The sequence below is a fragment of the Candidatus Pseudomonas adelgestsugas genome, assembly GCF_004124255.1.
Taxonomy (GTDB): domain Bacteria; phylum Pseudomonadota; class Gammaproteobacteria; order Pseudomonadales; family Pseudomonadaceae; genus Aquipseudomonas; species Aquipseudomonas adelgestsugas.
Window position 1 is genome coordinate 353,054 of record NZ_CP026512.1, and the last position, 16,217, is coordinate 369,270.

Here is a 16,217-nt window from a genome sequence, read left to right on the forward strand (position 1 = left end):
GTACGCTCGACTTCTGCATTCAGTCAACCAATAGTCATTAAGCTAGCATTACCACCAGCTGCAGCGGTGTTAATGCTTAACGCACGCTCGATCACTAGACGCTCTAGTGCAATCGCTGTTTCGCCTTGGGACAAACCATGTACACCAACAATTGCACCACTGCGCTGCGCTACTTGCTGACATACTGTGCGTAGTTGTTCAGAATCTCCATGGTGCAAGACCGCATCGAATACCATGTCATCTTTAGTCCAGTCAGCTACGCACTTGATTTTCTCCTGGGCTTCCCTTGGTAAACGCGTAAATAAGGCTTTAGTTAGGTCTGTTTCTAGCCACACAGCTGAACCGCCAACAGCTAATACCGCAGCTAGTTGGGTCAGTAGATCACCTTTCGCTTCCGCTAGGCACAGAACATGTTCTCTGGGCAGAATGGCATAGCTGTTGCGTTCGCCAGTTGGACCTGCTAGTTGGCGGGTGATACCGCTTTGTGATTGCATCGAAAACTGGTTACATAGAGCACTTAGGTCGTTGAATTTATTGCTATCGGCCCAGGTTTTCAGAGCGGCCAGTGGTTGACTCATGGCATTACGCAGACGTACATCTGGTGCGGCCAGTTTATCTCCACGTACAAAAGATTGCTCGATTGCATCCGTAGGGCGTGTCGATAATAATCGATACAAGTATAGCGGGCCACCAGCTTTTGGGCCTGTGCCTGATAGGCCTTCACCGCCAAACGGCTGTACGCCAACAACTGCACCGACGATGTTGCGATTCACGTACACGTTGCCGGCATGCACATTGCTGACTATTTTAGTAATAGTTTCATCAATACGGGTATGTACGCCAAGAGTTAGGCCGTAACCGGACGCATTGATTTGGCTGATCAGCTGGTCCATTTCTACGCGTTTGTAGCGCACTACATGCAGCACTGGGCCAAAGATCTCGCGCTGGAGTTCTGCAAAGTTTTCCAGTTCAATTAAGGTTGGCATCACAAATGTACCGCACTTAATCTCTTCACTGTCAGCAATGGCCATTTGGTATACGGTACGGCCTTTGTCGCGCATGGCTTGGATATATTTCTCGATATTGGTCTTGGCTTCTGCGTCGATTACTGGACCAATATCCACCGATAAATGCTCTGGGTTACCCAGACGGCATTCAGTCATTGCGCCCTTGAGCATTTCGATCACTTGGTCGGCAGAATCTTCCTGTAAGCACAACACGCGTAGTGCTGAGCAACGCTGACCAGCGCTATCGAAAGCTGACGATACGACGTCAATTACGACCTGTTCAGTTAGTGCAGAGGAGTCGACGATCATCGCGTTCTGGCCACCGGTTTCGGCGATTAGCGTAATCGGACGACCCTGGGTATCTAGACGGCCTGCAACATTGCATTGCAATAAGCGTGCTACCTCTGTGGAACCTGTGAACATTACACCTTTGATGCGATCATCATTCACCAGGCAAGCGCCAACGGTTTCACCTTTTCCAGGCAGCAATTGTAACACTCCTGCCGGAATACCAGCTTCGAGTAAAATGCGTACAGCTTGTGCTGCTACTAGCGGGGTTTGTTCAGCTGGTTTAGCTAATACTGAGTTACCAGCGGCTAATGCGGCAGCCACTTGGCCACTAAAGATTGCTAACGGAAAGTTCCATGGGCTGATGCAAACCACTGGGCCGAGTGGACGGTGAGCATCTTTGGTGAAATCGTTGCGAGCTTGTACTGTATAGTATCGTAAAAAATCAACGGCTTCACGCACTTCAGCGATGGCGTTGGCAAAGGTTTTACCAGCTTCGCGAGCTAGTAAACCTATGAGTGACTTCATTTCGCCTTCCATAAGATCAGCCGCTCGTTCTAGAATTGCGGCGCGTTCTGTGGGCGGGGTAGCTTGCCAAATAGGACCAGTGTTGATAGCGCACTGGATAGCATTGTCGATGTCTTTAATAGTAACTTCCTGTACATGACCAACTACATCACGTAAGTTAGACGGATTAAGTACAGGTAAAGCAATTTCATTGCTAGACACGCAACCGAGCATCGGCACAGCTTTCCAGCTGTTGTGCGCAGTAGCGAGCAAGGCACAAGATAGCGATGCCAAATGGTGCTCATTAGTGAGGTCGATACCGATAGAGTTAGCGCGTTCAGGACCGTATAAGTCACGCGGCAGTGGGATGCGCAGGTGTGGCAAGCCTATTCTGCCTTCTAGCGTGGCTATATGCTCAATACTTGCTACTGGATCAGCTATTAGCTCCTGAATCGATATTGACTGATCAGCAATGCGGTTAACAAATGAGGTGTTAGCACCGTTTTCTAGCAGGCGACGCACTAGGTAAGCCAGCAGTGTCTCATGGGTGCCTACTGGTGCGTATACGCGGCATGCCCGATTTAGTTTTCCTTCGGCAACTGTGCCTACTACCTGCTCATATAGTGGTTCACCCATTCCATGCAGGCACTGGAACTCATACTGGCCATGGTAATAGTTTTGACCAGCAATATTATAGATGGCTGACAATGTGTGGGCATTATGCGTGGCGAACTGTGGGTAGATAACTTCAGGAACCGACAACAGTTTGCGTGCACAGGCGATATAGGAAACGTCGGTGTAAACTTTGCGGGTGTAGACAGGATAACCTTCCAGTCCTTCGACTTGAGCGCGTTTGATTTCACTGTCCCAGTATGCGCCTTTTACTAAGCGTATCATCAAGCGATGACGGCTGCGACGGGCCAGGTCAATTAGATAGTCAATTACATACGGGCAACGCTTTTGGTAAGCCTGCACAACAAAACCAATGCCGTTCCAGCCAGTAAGTTGTGGTTCGAAACATAGGCGTTCTAAAAGATCTAGTGACAGCTCTAAGCGGTCGGCTTCTTCAGCATCGATATTCAGACCGATATCATATTGCTCTGCCAGTAAAGTTAAAGACAGCAGACGCGGGTATAGTTCATCCATCACTCGTTCGTATTGGGCACGGCTGTAACGCGGATGTAGTGCCGAGAGCTTCATAGAAATGCCTGGGCCTTCATAAATCCCAAGGCCGTTAGATGCTTTACCGATAGAATGAATAGCTTGCTGATATGAGGCTAAAAACTTTTTGGCATCGTGTTCAGTCAGTGCAGCTTCACCAAGCATATCGTAAGAGTAGCGGAAGCCCTTAGCTTCGAACTTGCCTGCATTGACTAGAGCTTCAGCGATAGTTTCACCAGTAACGAACTGTTCGCCCATCAGGCGCATTGCCATGTCGACGCCCTTGCGGATCATTGGCTCGCCACTCTTGCCAATGATCCTCGTTAGGGATGAAGTTAAACCAGCCTCGTTATGCGTGGATATCAGCTTGCCGGTCAGTAGTAGGCCCCAGGTTGCAGCATTAACGAATAGCGACGGGCTATTACCTAAATGAGACTGCCAGTTTCCAGTGCTAATTTTATCGCGGATCAGTGCGTCGCGGGTGCCTTTGTCCGGGATACGCAGCAGCGCTTCGGCTAAACACATTAGTGCTACGCCTTCCTGGGATGAAAGGGAAAATTCTTGTAGCAGACTCTGAACTATGCCTGCGCGACCACCTGCGTTCTTCTGATTACGTAATTTCTCCGTAATTGAGGCAGCTAACTTATTAGTCGCTTTAGCCGTTGACTGCGGTAGGCGTGCTTGCTCAATAAGCATTGGTATTACTTCTGGTTCTGGGCGACGATAAGCAGTGGTGATTAAGGCGCGCAAAACCGATTGCGATAGGATACTTTTAGCAAATTCAAGGAAGCACTGGTTGGGGTGATCCGGCTGGATTTCATCTATGTTTTCAAAATCCTTGTTTCCCGAGCCATTGAGCTCAGGCAGGGGAGCACCACCCTCGAGTTTCTCTAAGTAATTAAAAATTGCCTGCTTGATCAGCCAGTGCGGCGTGCGATCAATAGAGGTAGCAGCTGCCTTAAGGCGTTCGCTGATTGGGTCGTCTAGTTTGACCCCAAGGGTGATCGTTGCCATCTTTTTATCCTCATGGGTGCCACAACCGAGTGGCATTTGCTGGCGGCAAGATTAGCTTTGCATATGAAGAGGTGCAACTGGGTATGACTCTTTTATTCAAGATTTTTTTTGATGGTGACCGAGAAAAGTTAACGCGACTAGCTAAGTCCGCTTCGCTTTGGTGCGTTTACTTATGATATTAGATGTTCTTGCTCCGAAAAGGAGCAAAAAGTCATGTTTTGTAAAAAACATATCTAGATGCAACTTAATTCTTACGAAACTGGTTGCACCTTATTTACTTTGTTGAATAGCATGCGCGCCCAAGGTGCAACCACCTGCAAGGTTTGGTGCACTGACTGGTAGTTTTCCTGAGGGGAAGCGCTAGTCATAAATGCGCGGCACGCCATTTCGTCTACCGCTACTAATTGGTGGTCGTCTTGTGCAGGTCGTCGATACATAAAATAAATCCAGGGCATCACTCTTATGAGCGTTAGTAATCCAGTCCTGATCACGTTTGTGATCTACATCGCAGCAATGGTGCTGATCGGTTTCATAGCCTATCGCTCCACTAACAACCTTTCCGATTACATTCTTGGCGGTCGTAGCCTTGGTAGCGTAGTCACGGCCTTGTCAGCTGGCGCTTCAGATATGAGTGGCTGGTTATTGATGGGCTTGCCAGGTGCGATCTACATGTTCGGCCTGTCTGAAAGCTGGATCGCTATTGGTCTGATCGTTGGCGCTTATTTGAACTGGTTCTTCGTAGCTGGTCGCCTACGCGTGCAAACCGAGCACAATGGCGACGCATTGACGCTACCGGATTACTTTTCTAGCCGTTTTGAAGATAAAAGTGGATTGCTGCGTATTATTTCTGCAGTGGTAATCCTTGTGTTCTTCACGATTTATTGCGCCTCTGGCATCGTAGCTGGTGCTCGTCTGTTTGAAAGTACATTCGGCATGTCTTATGCATTGGCGTTGTGGGCTGGTGCTGCTGCGACGATTGCTTACACCTTTGTTGGTGGTTTCCTGGCAGTTAGCTGGACGGACACCGTACAAGCTACGTTAATGATCTTTGCGCTTATTCTGACGCCAATTATTGTGTTGTTGGCTACAGGGGGTATCGATACTACTTTTTTGGCAATAGAAGCTAAAAACCCTGATAACTTTAATATGATAAAAAATACGACTTTTATTGGTATAATCTCCTTGATGGGTTGGGGCTTAGGTTATTTCGGTCAACCTCATATTTTAGCGCGCTTTATGGCGGCAGATTCAGTGAAGTCAATTGCTAAGGCGCGTCGCATTTCCATGATCTGGATGATTCTATGTTTGGGCGGCACTGTAGCGGTAGGCTTTTTTGGTATTGCTTATTTCTCAATACACCCTGAAGTGGCTTATCCGGTTACCGAAAATCATGAACGTGTGTTTATAGAGCTTACTAAACTGCTATTTAACCCATGGATTGCCGGTGTGCTGTTATCGGCTATTTTGGCTGCGGTTATGAGCACTTTAAGCTGCCAACTGCTAGTGTGCTCTAGCGCTATGACTGAAGATTTCTATAAAACCTTTCTTCGTAAAAATGCTTCGCAGGTTGAATTAGTATGGGTTGGTCGCGCAATGGTGTTGTTGATTTCTCTGATCGCTATCGCTATGGCAGCTAACCCAGATAACCGTGTACTTGGCTTAGTGAGCTATGCTTGGGCTGGTTTTGGTGCAGCGTTCGGTCCTACAGTGCTGATCTCGGTTATCTGGAAAGGCATGACACGTAACGGTGCCTTAGCCGGTATCCTGGTCGGTGCAATTACGGTGATTGTTTGGAAGCACTTCAATTTGCTGGGCTTGTACGAAATCATCCCAGGCTTTATTTTTGCTAGCTTGGCGATCTACTTAGTTAGCAAGATAGGTATACCAACTAATAGTATGGTTGAGCGTTTTGATGCGGCAGAAAAAAATTATCACCGCAATAAGTAAATCATTTAGAGCGTACATATTTGTTAATGATAGAAAAGGCTGGTATTCTCCGGATATATAGCCTTTTCTATAGTGGACTCAGTAATTATGTTGGTAGATTGAGAAAAAATTAGAATGCTAAAATCTTTATATAAACTTGAACAATACCTTGTAGTAATTTTACTGATGGGACTGTCACATCAGAAATCGCTTACTAAGCCTACCATAATATTCAACTAAGCGGTTTAGTGTAAAGCTAACGATTAGACCGGTAGTAGTTACTTGCTGTAGCGCGAATTGCATTCGTTCAGCTGTCTTGCCGTGCTATTTTCATCGATCTAGTGAGTAGAGGTAATTATGCATACACAATATGCTAAGCATTTCATGCTTGATACAAGAATAATCAAACACTACCTACTGTATAGGAATTGCTAATTTGCTTGTGTTTGTGCCCAGATAGATGAAAACTAGTGCATAATCTATCGTTCTACCCTGTACATAGAGGTACTCAGCGCCTGTTCTTGCTAATCAAAGTGCTTTTAATCTGATTTTCTATAGGCAATCTTTGTTATTTCAAGGTTTAAAGATTTATGAGTGATGAATTCATGAAACTGTTTCTTGCTGTAGCATGGAGTGAATCAGCAAACAAATGGATCTGTACCTCAATAGCCTTTTGTACTGTCAGGTGCTTTTATAGTTAGAATACTCAAGGTTATGGTATTTTACAGCTATATAGTATCTACTATGCTACGCAAGGTAAGCCTTGCAAGTGATTAATCTGTTACTAAATAATTATGATATTATCTATTGGATTATCCGGAACATAGTATGTGCCAGCCTGGAATCTTCCAGAAAAAATTATGCCATAGATTATTACGTTGGGTAAGATTAGAGATATAGGATCCATATAGGAATTCTACATCTCCATTGAGAGGTGAATATTTCAAATGTGAGCATTTTGTTTATTTGAATAAAACAATCTATGGTTCATTCAGTATCTGGGTGTCAAGCCTAGAATTTGTTGTTATTTTTATTTAGAGCTCTCATAGCTCTAATGATTAGTGTTTAGCAATAAACATGATAAATTTATTCAGACGTAAACAAGCATGCATTCAGCTAGCCACACGATTTTAGTAGTTTACACCCTTACGATCAAGTATCCTCCACTGCTGTCTAGGGACTTGCATTTCTACGGTATAAACCAGCGTTATTACGGCTTTAAAAGCCTACCCTAGTCATAGCATTAAAAAGCTCAGCGTCCAGCAGACACCAATCTATCTAAGCCAGTTAGCTATTCTGATTAAAATTGCTAAATATACAGTATTGCCGAAGGCGTAAAGTCACCAGTAATTTCGTTATTGCTTAGGAGCGTCCATACAGGTAAATATCTGGTTGGCTTTTCATGAGTTAGCGCACTTGTAAAAATGTGCACGGTGCCGAGCTTATACTCGCTTTATTGTTAGCTTTAGGTGGCTTGCTATAATTTGAGTGATAGACAAATATTATCCTCATTTTTCTTGCTAAACAAGCTAACAGCTCACAGCAAACTAGCACGGTTGAGGTACTTATCGTGATACCTGGAAATTAGTTTGACTTAGGCCTCTCAGATTAATTAAAGGCAGTCTAGTTTGAGGTGATTTATAATAATAGAGTGCGGATGTCGTTGAGCAGTTCGCTCAGACGCCGCGTGAAGTGTGCTGCGGCAGCACCATTTATCACACGGTGATCATAGGATAATGACAGCGGTAACATTAGCTTCGGTTGGAACGCTGTGCCGTCCCATATAGGTTGGATAATTGCCTTGGATATACCTAGTATCGCCACTTCTGGCGCATTAACTATTGGCGTAAAGCCGGTACCACTAATGTGACCAAGATTAGAAACAGTAAAGCAGGCGCCTCGCATGTCATCTGCAGTGAGTTTTTTGTCACGAGCTTTTGTAGTTAGCGCAGATGCTTCGGCAGCGAGCTTCAGCAGGCTCTTTTGGTCAACGCTTCTGATCACAGGGACCAGCAAACCGTCTTGGGTATCAACTGCGAAACCAATGTGTACATACTTCTTGCGAATGATCGCTTTACCGCTTGATGCTAGTGAACTGTTAAAATCTGGTAACTCCTTGAGTAAGTGTGCACACGCTTTGATCAGCATTGGCAGTAAGGTCAGTCTCACGCCAGCTTGCTGGGCTGCGGCCTTTTGTGCAACACAAAAAGCTTTGAGGTCAGTGATGTCAGCCTGGTCAAACTGGGTCACATGTGGGATGTTTAACCAGTTGCGGTGTAGACTAGGCCCACCAATTTGCATTAGGCGGGTCATCGGCGTCTCTTCAGTTTCGCCGAAACAGCTTAAGTGAGCGATTGGGATAGACGGAATGTTTATGCCACCGTTAGCGGCATTAGCGCTAATATTTTTTGTAGCTTTCTGCGTCATTGCTTTGACGTAAACCTGTACATCTTCTTTTAGTACGCGGCCGTGTGGGCCGGTTGGCGAGACAGAGTGTAGCTCAACTCCTAGTTCACGGGCTAGCTTACGTACGGCAGGCCCTGCGTGAACCTTGGTTACGCTTAAGGTGGCTGCTTTAGCAGCTGGAGCCATTACTGCATCTTGTGTTTTGAGCTTAAGGATAAAGTCGCCAGCACTGACTTCGTCTGTTAGCTTGACTGCAATACTTTCCACCACACCGGTTGCTGGTGAGGGGATTTCCATAGAAGCTTTGTCGCACTCCAGGGTGATTAGCGATTGGTCAACTTCGACGATGTCGCCAGTTGTAACTAACAGCTCAATAATTTTAGCCTTGTTCGACGAACCAATATCTGGGACTAAAATATCCTGAAAGTTGGTGATGGTGATAGGCTTTTTAGCTGTAGATGCTGGTGCAGCAACAACGTCTACAGTTTCTAGCTCTAGTAGCTCATCGCCTTCTTGCAGCCAATCACCTGGCTTCACTTTTAGGTTTTTGATTAAGCCGGCTTTTAAAGCAGGTATTTCTATATTCGTTTTGTTCGATTCTAGGATCAGGATGCTCTGGTCAATTTGAATGGTATCACCTTCTTTTACAAGCAGTTCTATTACTCTTCCCTTATTGTTACCAAAGTTAGGTACGCGAATGAGTTCGCTCACAAAAAAATCTCCTTAGCAGTCTAGTGGGTTACATTTTCCTGGGTTAATACCGAACTTAATAATAGCGTCCTCTACTGTCTTAGGCTTGATCTCACCACGATCAGCTAAAGCTTCTAGTGCTGCTAACACTATGAAGTGACAGTCCACTTCAAAGAAGTGACGCAGCTTTTTGCGGCTATCACTGCGTCCAAAACCATCGGTACCTAAGACTTTAAATTCTTTGGAAGGAACCCACTGACGAATCTGTTCAGCAAATAGTTTCATGTAATCGGTAGAAGCAATAACTGGACCATTGCGTTCTGCTAGGCATTCTTCAATGTAACTTTTCATATGTTTTTGACCTGGATGTAAACGGTTATTGCGTTCTACTGCTAAACCGTTTCGGCGCAGTTCATTAAAACTAGTAACGCTCCACACGTCAGCGCTAATATTAAACTCTTCACGCAAAATTTTTGCTGCTTCAAGGACTTCACGCAGGATAGTACCGGAGCCCATCAGCTGTACGTGGTGCGCTGCTTTCTTAGTATCTTCTTTTAGCAGGTACATGCCATTGATAATGCCTTCTTCAACACCTGTAGGCATAGCTGGTTGCTGGTATGGTTCATTCATCACGGTAATGTAGTAAAAGATATCCTGCTGTTCTTCAGTCATCTTTTTTATGCCGTTTTGAATGATTACCGCTAGTTCATAACCGTAGGTTGGATCAAAACTGCGGCAGTTTGGAATGGTGGCAGCTAATATATGACTGTGACCATCTTCGTGTTGCAAGCCTTCTCCATTTAGCGTAGTGCGGCCAGCAGTACCGCCTATTAAGAAGCCACGAGTACGACTGTCACCTGCTGCCCAGGCTAAATCCCCAATACGCTGGAAGCCGAACATCGAGTAGAAGATATAGAATGGCAGCATAGGTTGATTGTGGCTAGAGTATGAAGTACCAGCGGCGATAAAAGAGCTCATGGCGCCAGCTTCATTAATGCCCTCTTCGAGAATCTGGCCTTTTTTATCTTCCTTATAAAACATGACTTGGTCTTTATCGACTGGCTCATATAGCTGACCGACGGAAGAGTAGATGCCTAACTGACGGAACATGCCTTCCATACCAAAGGTACGAGCTTCGTCTGGGATGATAGGGACAATACGCGGACCAATGTTTTTATCTTTGACCAGTTGCGCGAGGATCCGCACAAAAACCATAGTAGTGGAGATTTCACGATTGCCTGAGCCATCCAAGATAGTCCTCATGGTATTGAGGAGTGGCGCAGATATGTTAAAGGATTGGGCGCGGCGTTGTGGAACAAAACCGCCAAGAGCAGCACGGCGTTCACTTAGGTAGCGTGCTTCTGCGCTATGTGATTCTGGTTTGCAGTAAGGTAACTTTACAAGTTCTTCGTCTTTGACAGGAATATCAAAACGATCGCGAAATAACTTCAAGCTGTTGATATCTACTTTCTTGGTGTTGTGTGCAGTGTTTTTTGCTTCGCCAGCGCCGGTACCATAACCTTTTATAGTTTTAGCTAGGATGACGGTTGGTTGTTCTTTGTGGTTGACCGCTTCGTAATATGCCGCATATACCTTGTATGGATCGTGGCCGCCACGGTTGAGCTTCCATATCTCGCTATCAGATAAGTCTATAACCATCGCTTTGAGTTCAGGCGTATTGAAGAAGTGTTCGCGCACAAACGCGCCGTCTTTGGCTTTATAGTTTTGGTACTCGCCATCAATAACTTCGTCCATACGACGCTGCAGGATGCCATTAACGTCTCTGTCTAGCAGTGGGTCCCAGAAACGGCCCCAGATTACTTTAATCACGTTCCACTGAGCGCCGCGGAATATTCCTTCGAGTTCCTGGATAATTTTGCCGTTACCGCGAACTGGACCATCGAGGCGCTGCAAGTTGCAGTTAATGACAAAGATTAGGTTATCGAGCTTCTCGCGCCCAGCTAAAGAGATAGCACCCAGAGATTCAGGTTCGTCACACTCGCCATCACCCAAAAAGCACCATACTTTTTGCTTGTCTTTAGGGATGAAGTCTCGTGCTTCAAGGTGTTTCATGAAGCGTGCCTGATAAATTGCCTGGATCGGACCTAGACCCATGGATACAGTCGGGAATTGCCAGAAATTAGACATTAGCCAAGGGTGTGGGTATGACGACAGGCCTTTACCGTCAATTTCCTGGCGAAAGTTATTCATGTGTTCTTCGGTGATGCGGCCTTCAATAAATGCACGGGCGTAGATACCTGGTGCGGTGTGGCCTTGGAAGTAGATCAGGTCGCCGCCATGTTCGTTAGTCGGAGCCTGGAAAAAGTAGTTAAAGCCAATATCATACAGAGTTGCGCTGGAGGCAAAGCTTGAGATGTGACCGCCTAGGTCAAAATTTTTCAAATTTGCGCGAATCACCATCGCCATAGCATTCCAGCGTATTAGTGAGCGAATACGGCGCTCCATGGCTAGGTCGCCCGGTATGCGTGATTCGCGTGTAGTAGGGATCGTGTTGCGGTATGGTGTAGTGATAACGTAAGGCCACTGAGACCCGCAACGGGTTGCATATTCGCTCATACTGGTCATCAGATAGTTGGCGCGGTCTTTACCTTCTTTGTTGAAAACCGATTCCAGGGCGTCTAGCCATTCCTGGGTTTCAATAGGGTCGAGGTCTTGCATAGCTTGCTCCAGGGCAGAAAGGCTACCAGAATCGGTGCCTGAAGTTTGCGGCTAGCCTTGTAGGCAGATGAAATAAAAATAAATTTGTAGAATGATGAAGATTACTTCGATATTCCTTTGTTTTACTACAAAACGTTGACTATTGCAGTTTTTCGAATCTTTTATAAATAGATTACACAATACCAAGCATATTGTTCAGTGTTGTTATTAACAGTAATTTTCATTAATTACCTAAGTTAGGCACTCACTACCAAAAAATTGAAATTAATATCAGTAATTTTGAAACGTTATTGAGTAATCCTTAGTTCTTTACCAAAATTAATTTGGTGTTCATAACAACACGCCATTCACATGTAGAAGATAGTTTATGAGACTTCTAGCGTTGATCGAGCTGCCAGTCATTCTTTTAGCATTATTATGCTAGACGAACAGGACAGTCAGTCCGTGATGCAGTGGCTACGCTCAGTAAGGACAATGACCTTTTGCGTAAACGCTGCAATAGTAGTATTGAACTTTCTCTCGCGTGCGCATACATGGATTTTGTTATTGAAATAAAGACTTTGTGATCCTTAATCTTTCTTGAGCTAGTAGCGTATAGCTAGTTCGATCCATAACTTTATGTCCGGCGAGCTTTGTAGGCAGATGACTGGTAGATGTTCAAGGCAATAATGGAGAATAAGCTGGGGCGTGTGTTACGCCACCAGTAAGTACGCATTATCGGCATGACTTAATCAGTCATGCGAATTTAATGCAAATCTTTTGTGACCTCTACAACATACATAAATGCCAGCATTAACTAAATATTTATCAATGGTCTTACTAATGTTAATGCGTGCAGTTTGGTAACCTAATGAGGGTGGCGTACGTCATGGTGAAGTATAGCATATAGTTATCCTTGACCTGGGCAAGTTCGGCATCTTGAAGCTAAACATATTTTTTGGTATTGATCTGATCTTCATTTACACCGAAAGCAGCTAGATAGTAGGTATAAAACACACCATGTATAATTAGGAATGTTTTATTCGTTTTGATCAAGAATTAAGTAAAGCGCTATGCGCAATGATCATCAAAAGTTTTATCTTTTGCGTTAACATATTTATGGGGGCATACTGTTTAGGCGTTAGCCTGGAGCTATGCTTTAACTAGATGAAATATTATGCTTAGGATTAAAGCTATTTCTGAGAATACTGCGTTATGATTATTTTAAAGTGTACATGGTAAACCCTGGACCAGGTTGTTGGTGTATAATTACTGGGTATGTTGCGCTAGTTCGCCTACTGCTGCCACCTTGGACTATGCTGCGATTGTAGCATTACGCGTTATGCAGTAGATAAATCCAGTAAGAGGTGACAAGCAATATCATGTAGCTGGTGGTAATATCAAACTGCGCTTAAGTGGCATCCGTATAGTGGAATTTGCGGTTCTCATGTTCTAATTGATTAGCGGTGATTGTAACTTGGACCTGCAACAGTAGTTTTTGCTAAAAAACGCTAGGCGCTGAAGGTTATGACTATCTTGCACATTTGCAGTAGTCGCTAAGTTACGCAATGGTTGCGTGTTTCTGTGTTACATCAAGCATACAATCTAAGTTATTTCTGACTTTATAGACATAAACGCTATCGTACGTCCATGAAGATCAGGCGCGCATAGCATTTGCTTGGCTTTGCTTATTAAGAGCCAAGCTCTATGAGTGCTTGATGTTCTAACGGTGTCTAGGTAGATTAGTGTTTTCGTCAATTAATTACTAATTTAGACAAAGGTGCAGGGTTAGATAAAGAGGAAAACGAGGAAGGTGGCCTATTATAGATGGTGATTGGTTGTTGTTGTAGGAATAACCACCGAGACTATCCAGTCTTATAGACAATTGATCGAAGGTAGCTTCGATGATATGCGCAAAGTTATCAAATTTCTGGCATGACTGGTACGGCAGTCTTTGAATTGCGTGTTATGTAGAACTTTGGCCCTGAATAATTAAATGCCTTTATCCAAGCGCTTTTTTAGTTCAAAGCAGTTAAGTATGGTAGTCTAGATTTCGTGCTAGAGCGTTTATTATTGTTAGTGCAGGCTTGTTGTTCGTTGCTCTGTTTACTTGGCGCTTATGCTAGAAAACTCTGAAGCTTTGCGTTGCTTATTTGACGCTCTGCACTATACTGAATTCCAGTAGCTCGCTGAGTAAATATACTCTTCACTTTGTTGCTCGACGAGCTACCTAAACGCAGGCTGTTTGTTTAAGGCGCTAGTAAGTCATGTGGCTTGCTGCCGAGCTACGTGAACGTCTTACGTCTATTTTGAGGGCAACCTTGAGTGGCAAATAGAAGTTCTGCTTTATTTTAAATTGGCTGATTCGTCTGCGAGTAGCAGCTGTATAAATCACTAGCATCAATGCTATTGATGACAGCTAGTAAATACCTAACCTGACTTATTGAAGTTATCCCTGTACGAGTGCTGGCTGTTAGCTTAGCTCTAAGGTAATTGCTTGTCACTTCTTGCTACAGCATATGGATACTGCTCTATATGATCGATAATTTATCATTGCCTATTACGGCAAAATTGATGGTGCTAAACCTTGGTATGGTTATTACTTAAACTATTGCTTGTCTACGACGGTGATTTGTGCGCTAAGACTGATAGAGCTAAACTCACTAAAAGAACGCAGTTCTTCGCGTGCTTGAAATTATCTCAGCAGTCATCCGTTAACCACTAAAACAAACTCTGGTCGATTGTATAATAAAGTATATATGCACTTAGGATTATCAGGCACAGCATGGCTGCTGGTTAGTTCATTGGATGTGGTGGTATTTGAGCACCATCAAGACAATAACGCCTGGCTCTTGAGCGTCAGGCTTTAAATTTGCTAGCGTTTTCTAGTAGGTGCTAGGATGCTAGCTATGTTTTAGGCAAATAACATCTAAAGTAATAGGTCATAAATGCGCTATAGCTAGGTTATAGCTAGCAGATAGGCATGCACTAAGATACGTGACAAGCTAAATGCTAAAGTCAAATTGGTTGGTACTGGTATAAATAACTTCCAGTTAACAACATTGTTTTATCTTAAGCGTTACACTGGAAAAGTATTGTCAGCATTTAATTTTAATATATGGTGCAACACGCAGCTTTCGCGTAGTCAATGCAACATTTATTTTTGTTGCATTACTATGCAATAAGTACGCATTTTACAGAATTTAAAATTAGTGAAGCTTATGTCGGTTGTCGATACCTGTCTTTCTATGCTAAATCTCTTAAGTTTTACAGCTGCGCTGTATATAGCCTGAATTTATCAAATAAAATTAGTACAGTAGCCGTGGTCAGTTTGTGATTGAATGGTGTTAGGCAATGTGTACTTGGTAAGAGCTGAGTTCAAGCTAATATTTCAATACTTAAGTTATGCTCAGTATCACTATGAACACTGGTATTTAGAGGAGTGGTTTAGTGGCTACCGCAACCTATGGCGGTAATTATTGATATGAGGAGGTTAGTGTTAACTTGCACCGTTTATGGAAGTTACATGAATATTCTGATTGTTGGACCTAGTTGGGTCGGTGATATGGTGATAGCACAGACACTCTTCCAGTGTCTCAAGCAATGTCATCTTGACTGTCAAATTGACGTACTTGCCCCCGAGTGGAGCCGCCCGATTCTCGGGCGTATGCTTGAGGTGCGCCAAGCCTTATGCCTCCCGGTTAACTGCCGCGTTATCAAGTTAGCGATGTATCGCAGTTTTGGTAAATCTATGGCTGGCCAGTACGACCAAGCAATCCTGCTGCCTAATTCGCTAAAGTCGGCGCTAGTACCGTATTTTGCTGGTATCCCTAAGCGCACCGGCTGGCGTGGCGAGTTTCGTTATGTGTTGCTCAATGATATGCGCGTCTTAGACAGGGCTCGTTACCCACTGATAATGGAACGTTTCATGGCGCTAGCGTATGAGCCTGGCGCTGAGCTGCCGGCGCCGTACCCTCTTACGCGTCTACAGATTAACTTGGTGAATCGAGATGTAGCGCTTGCTAAATTTGGCCTGGAACTTGATTGGCCAGTGCTAGCGCTATGCCCTGGTGCTGAGTTCGGTGATTCTAAGCGCTGGCCGGTTGAGCATTACGCTAAAGTTGCTGAAATGAAAATTTACGATGGCTGGCAGGTGTGGCTGTTCGGCTCTAAAAATGACTTCTCAGTGGGTGAAAACATTTACAAGCGTATTAGTCCAAGCTTGCGTAAAAAATTGATCAATCTGAGTGGTTATACTACTCTGGCTGAAGCTATTGATTTGTTGTCCTGCGCTAACTTGGTAGTATCCAATGATTCTGGTTTGATGCATGTAGCTGCAGCGCTCAACCTCCCGTTGGTAGCAGTATACGGTTCGACTTCTCCAAATTTCACACCGCCATTGGCTAATAAGGTTGAAATAGTACGTATGGGTCTAGATTGCAGTCCATGTTTTAAGCGTGTTTGCCCTTTTGGCCACTATAATTGTATGCGCCAGCTGCTGCCGCAGCTGGTTAGCAATGCTTTGCAACGCTTAGAAAGCGCTATAGCTTAGGTCTATTA

The 16,217-nt window shown here is 44.4% G+C and carries 6 protein-coding genes; 2 read left to right on the top strand and 4 right to left on the bottom strand.

Going from position 1 to position 16,217, the window contains the following annotated elements; translation table 11 throughout:
• Positions 1-23 precede the first annotated feature (23 nt).
• Positions 24-3,977: a trifunctional transcriptional regulator/proline dehydrogenase/L-glutamate gamma-semialdehyde dehydrogenase gene (gene putA, locus C3B55_RS00850; RefSeq protein WP_129210627.1), complete on the bottom strand. Its 3,954-nt coding sequence runs from the start codon at positions 3,975-3,977 to the stop codon at positions 24-26.
• 251 nt (positions 3,978-4,228) lie between these two features.
• Positions 4,229-4,414, bottom strand: coding sequence for a hypothetical protein (locus tag C3B55_RS00855; protein WP_129210629.1), 186 nt, complete (start codon positions 4,412-4,414; stop codon positions 4,229-4,231).
• Between the two features lie 25 nt (positions 4,415-4,439).
• Between C3B55_RS00855 and putP the strand changes: the two genes are divergently transcribed.
• On the top strand, positions 4,440-5,924 hold the full coding sequence (gene putP, locus C3B55_RS00860; protein ID WP_129210631.1) for a sodium/proline symporter PutP: 1,485 nt from the start codon (positions 4,440-4,442) through the stop codon (positions 5,922-5,924).
• A gap of 1,617 nt (positions 5,925-7,541) precedes the next feature.
• Here the strand turns inward: putP and C3B55_RS00865 are convergent.
• A complete protein-coding gene (locus C3B55_RS00865; RefSeq protein ID WP_129210633.1) occupies positions 7,542-9,020 on the bottom strand; it encodes a dihydrolipoyllysine-residue acetyltransferase in 1,479 nt (492 codons plus the stop codon).
• A 12-nt stretch (positions 9,021-9,032) separates the two neighbouring features.
• A complete protein-coding gene (aceE, locus tag C3B55_RS00870; RefSeq protein ID WP_129210635.1) occupies positions 9,033-11,678 on the bottom strand; it encodes a pyruvate dehydrogenase (acetyl-transferring), homodimeric type in 2,646 nt (881 codons plus the stop codon).
• 3,505 nt (positions 11,679-15,183) lie between these two features.
• On the opposite strand from aceE, the gene waaF reads away from it, so the two are divergent.
• Positions 15,184-16,209, top strand: coding sequence for a lipopolysaccharide heptosyltransferase II (waaF, locus tag C3B55_RS00875; protein ID WP_129210637.1), 1,026 nt, complete (start codon positions 15,184-15,186; stop codon positions 16,207-16,209).
• The last annotated feature ends 8 nt before the right edge of the window (positions 16,210-16,217 follow it).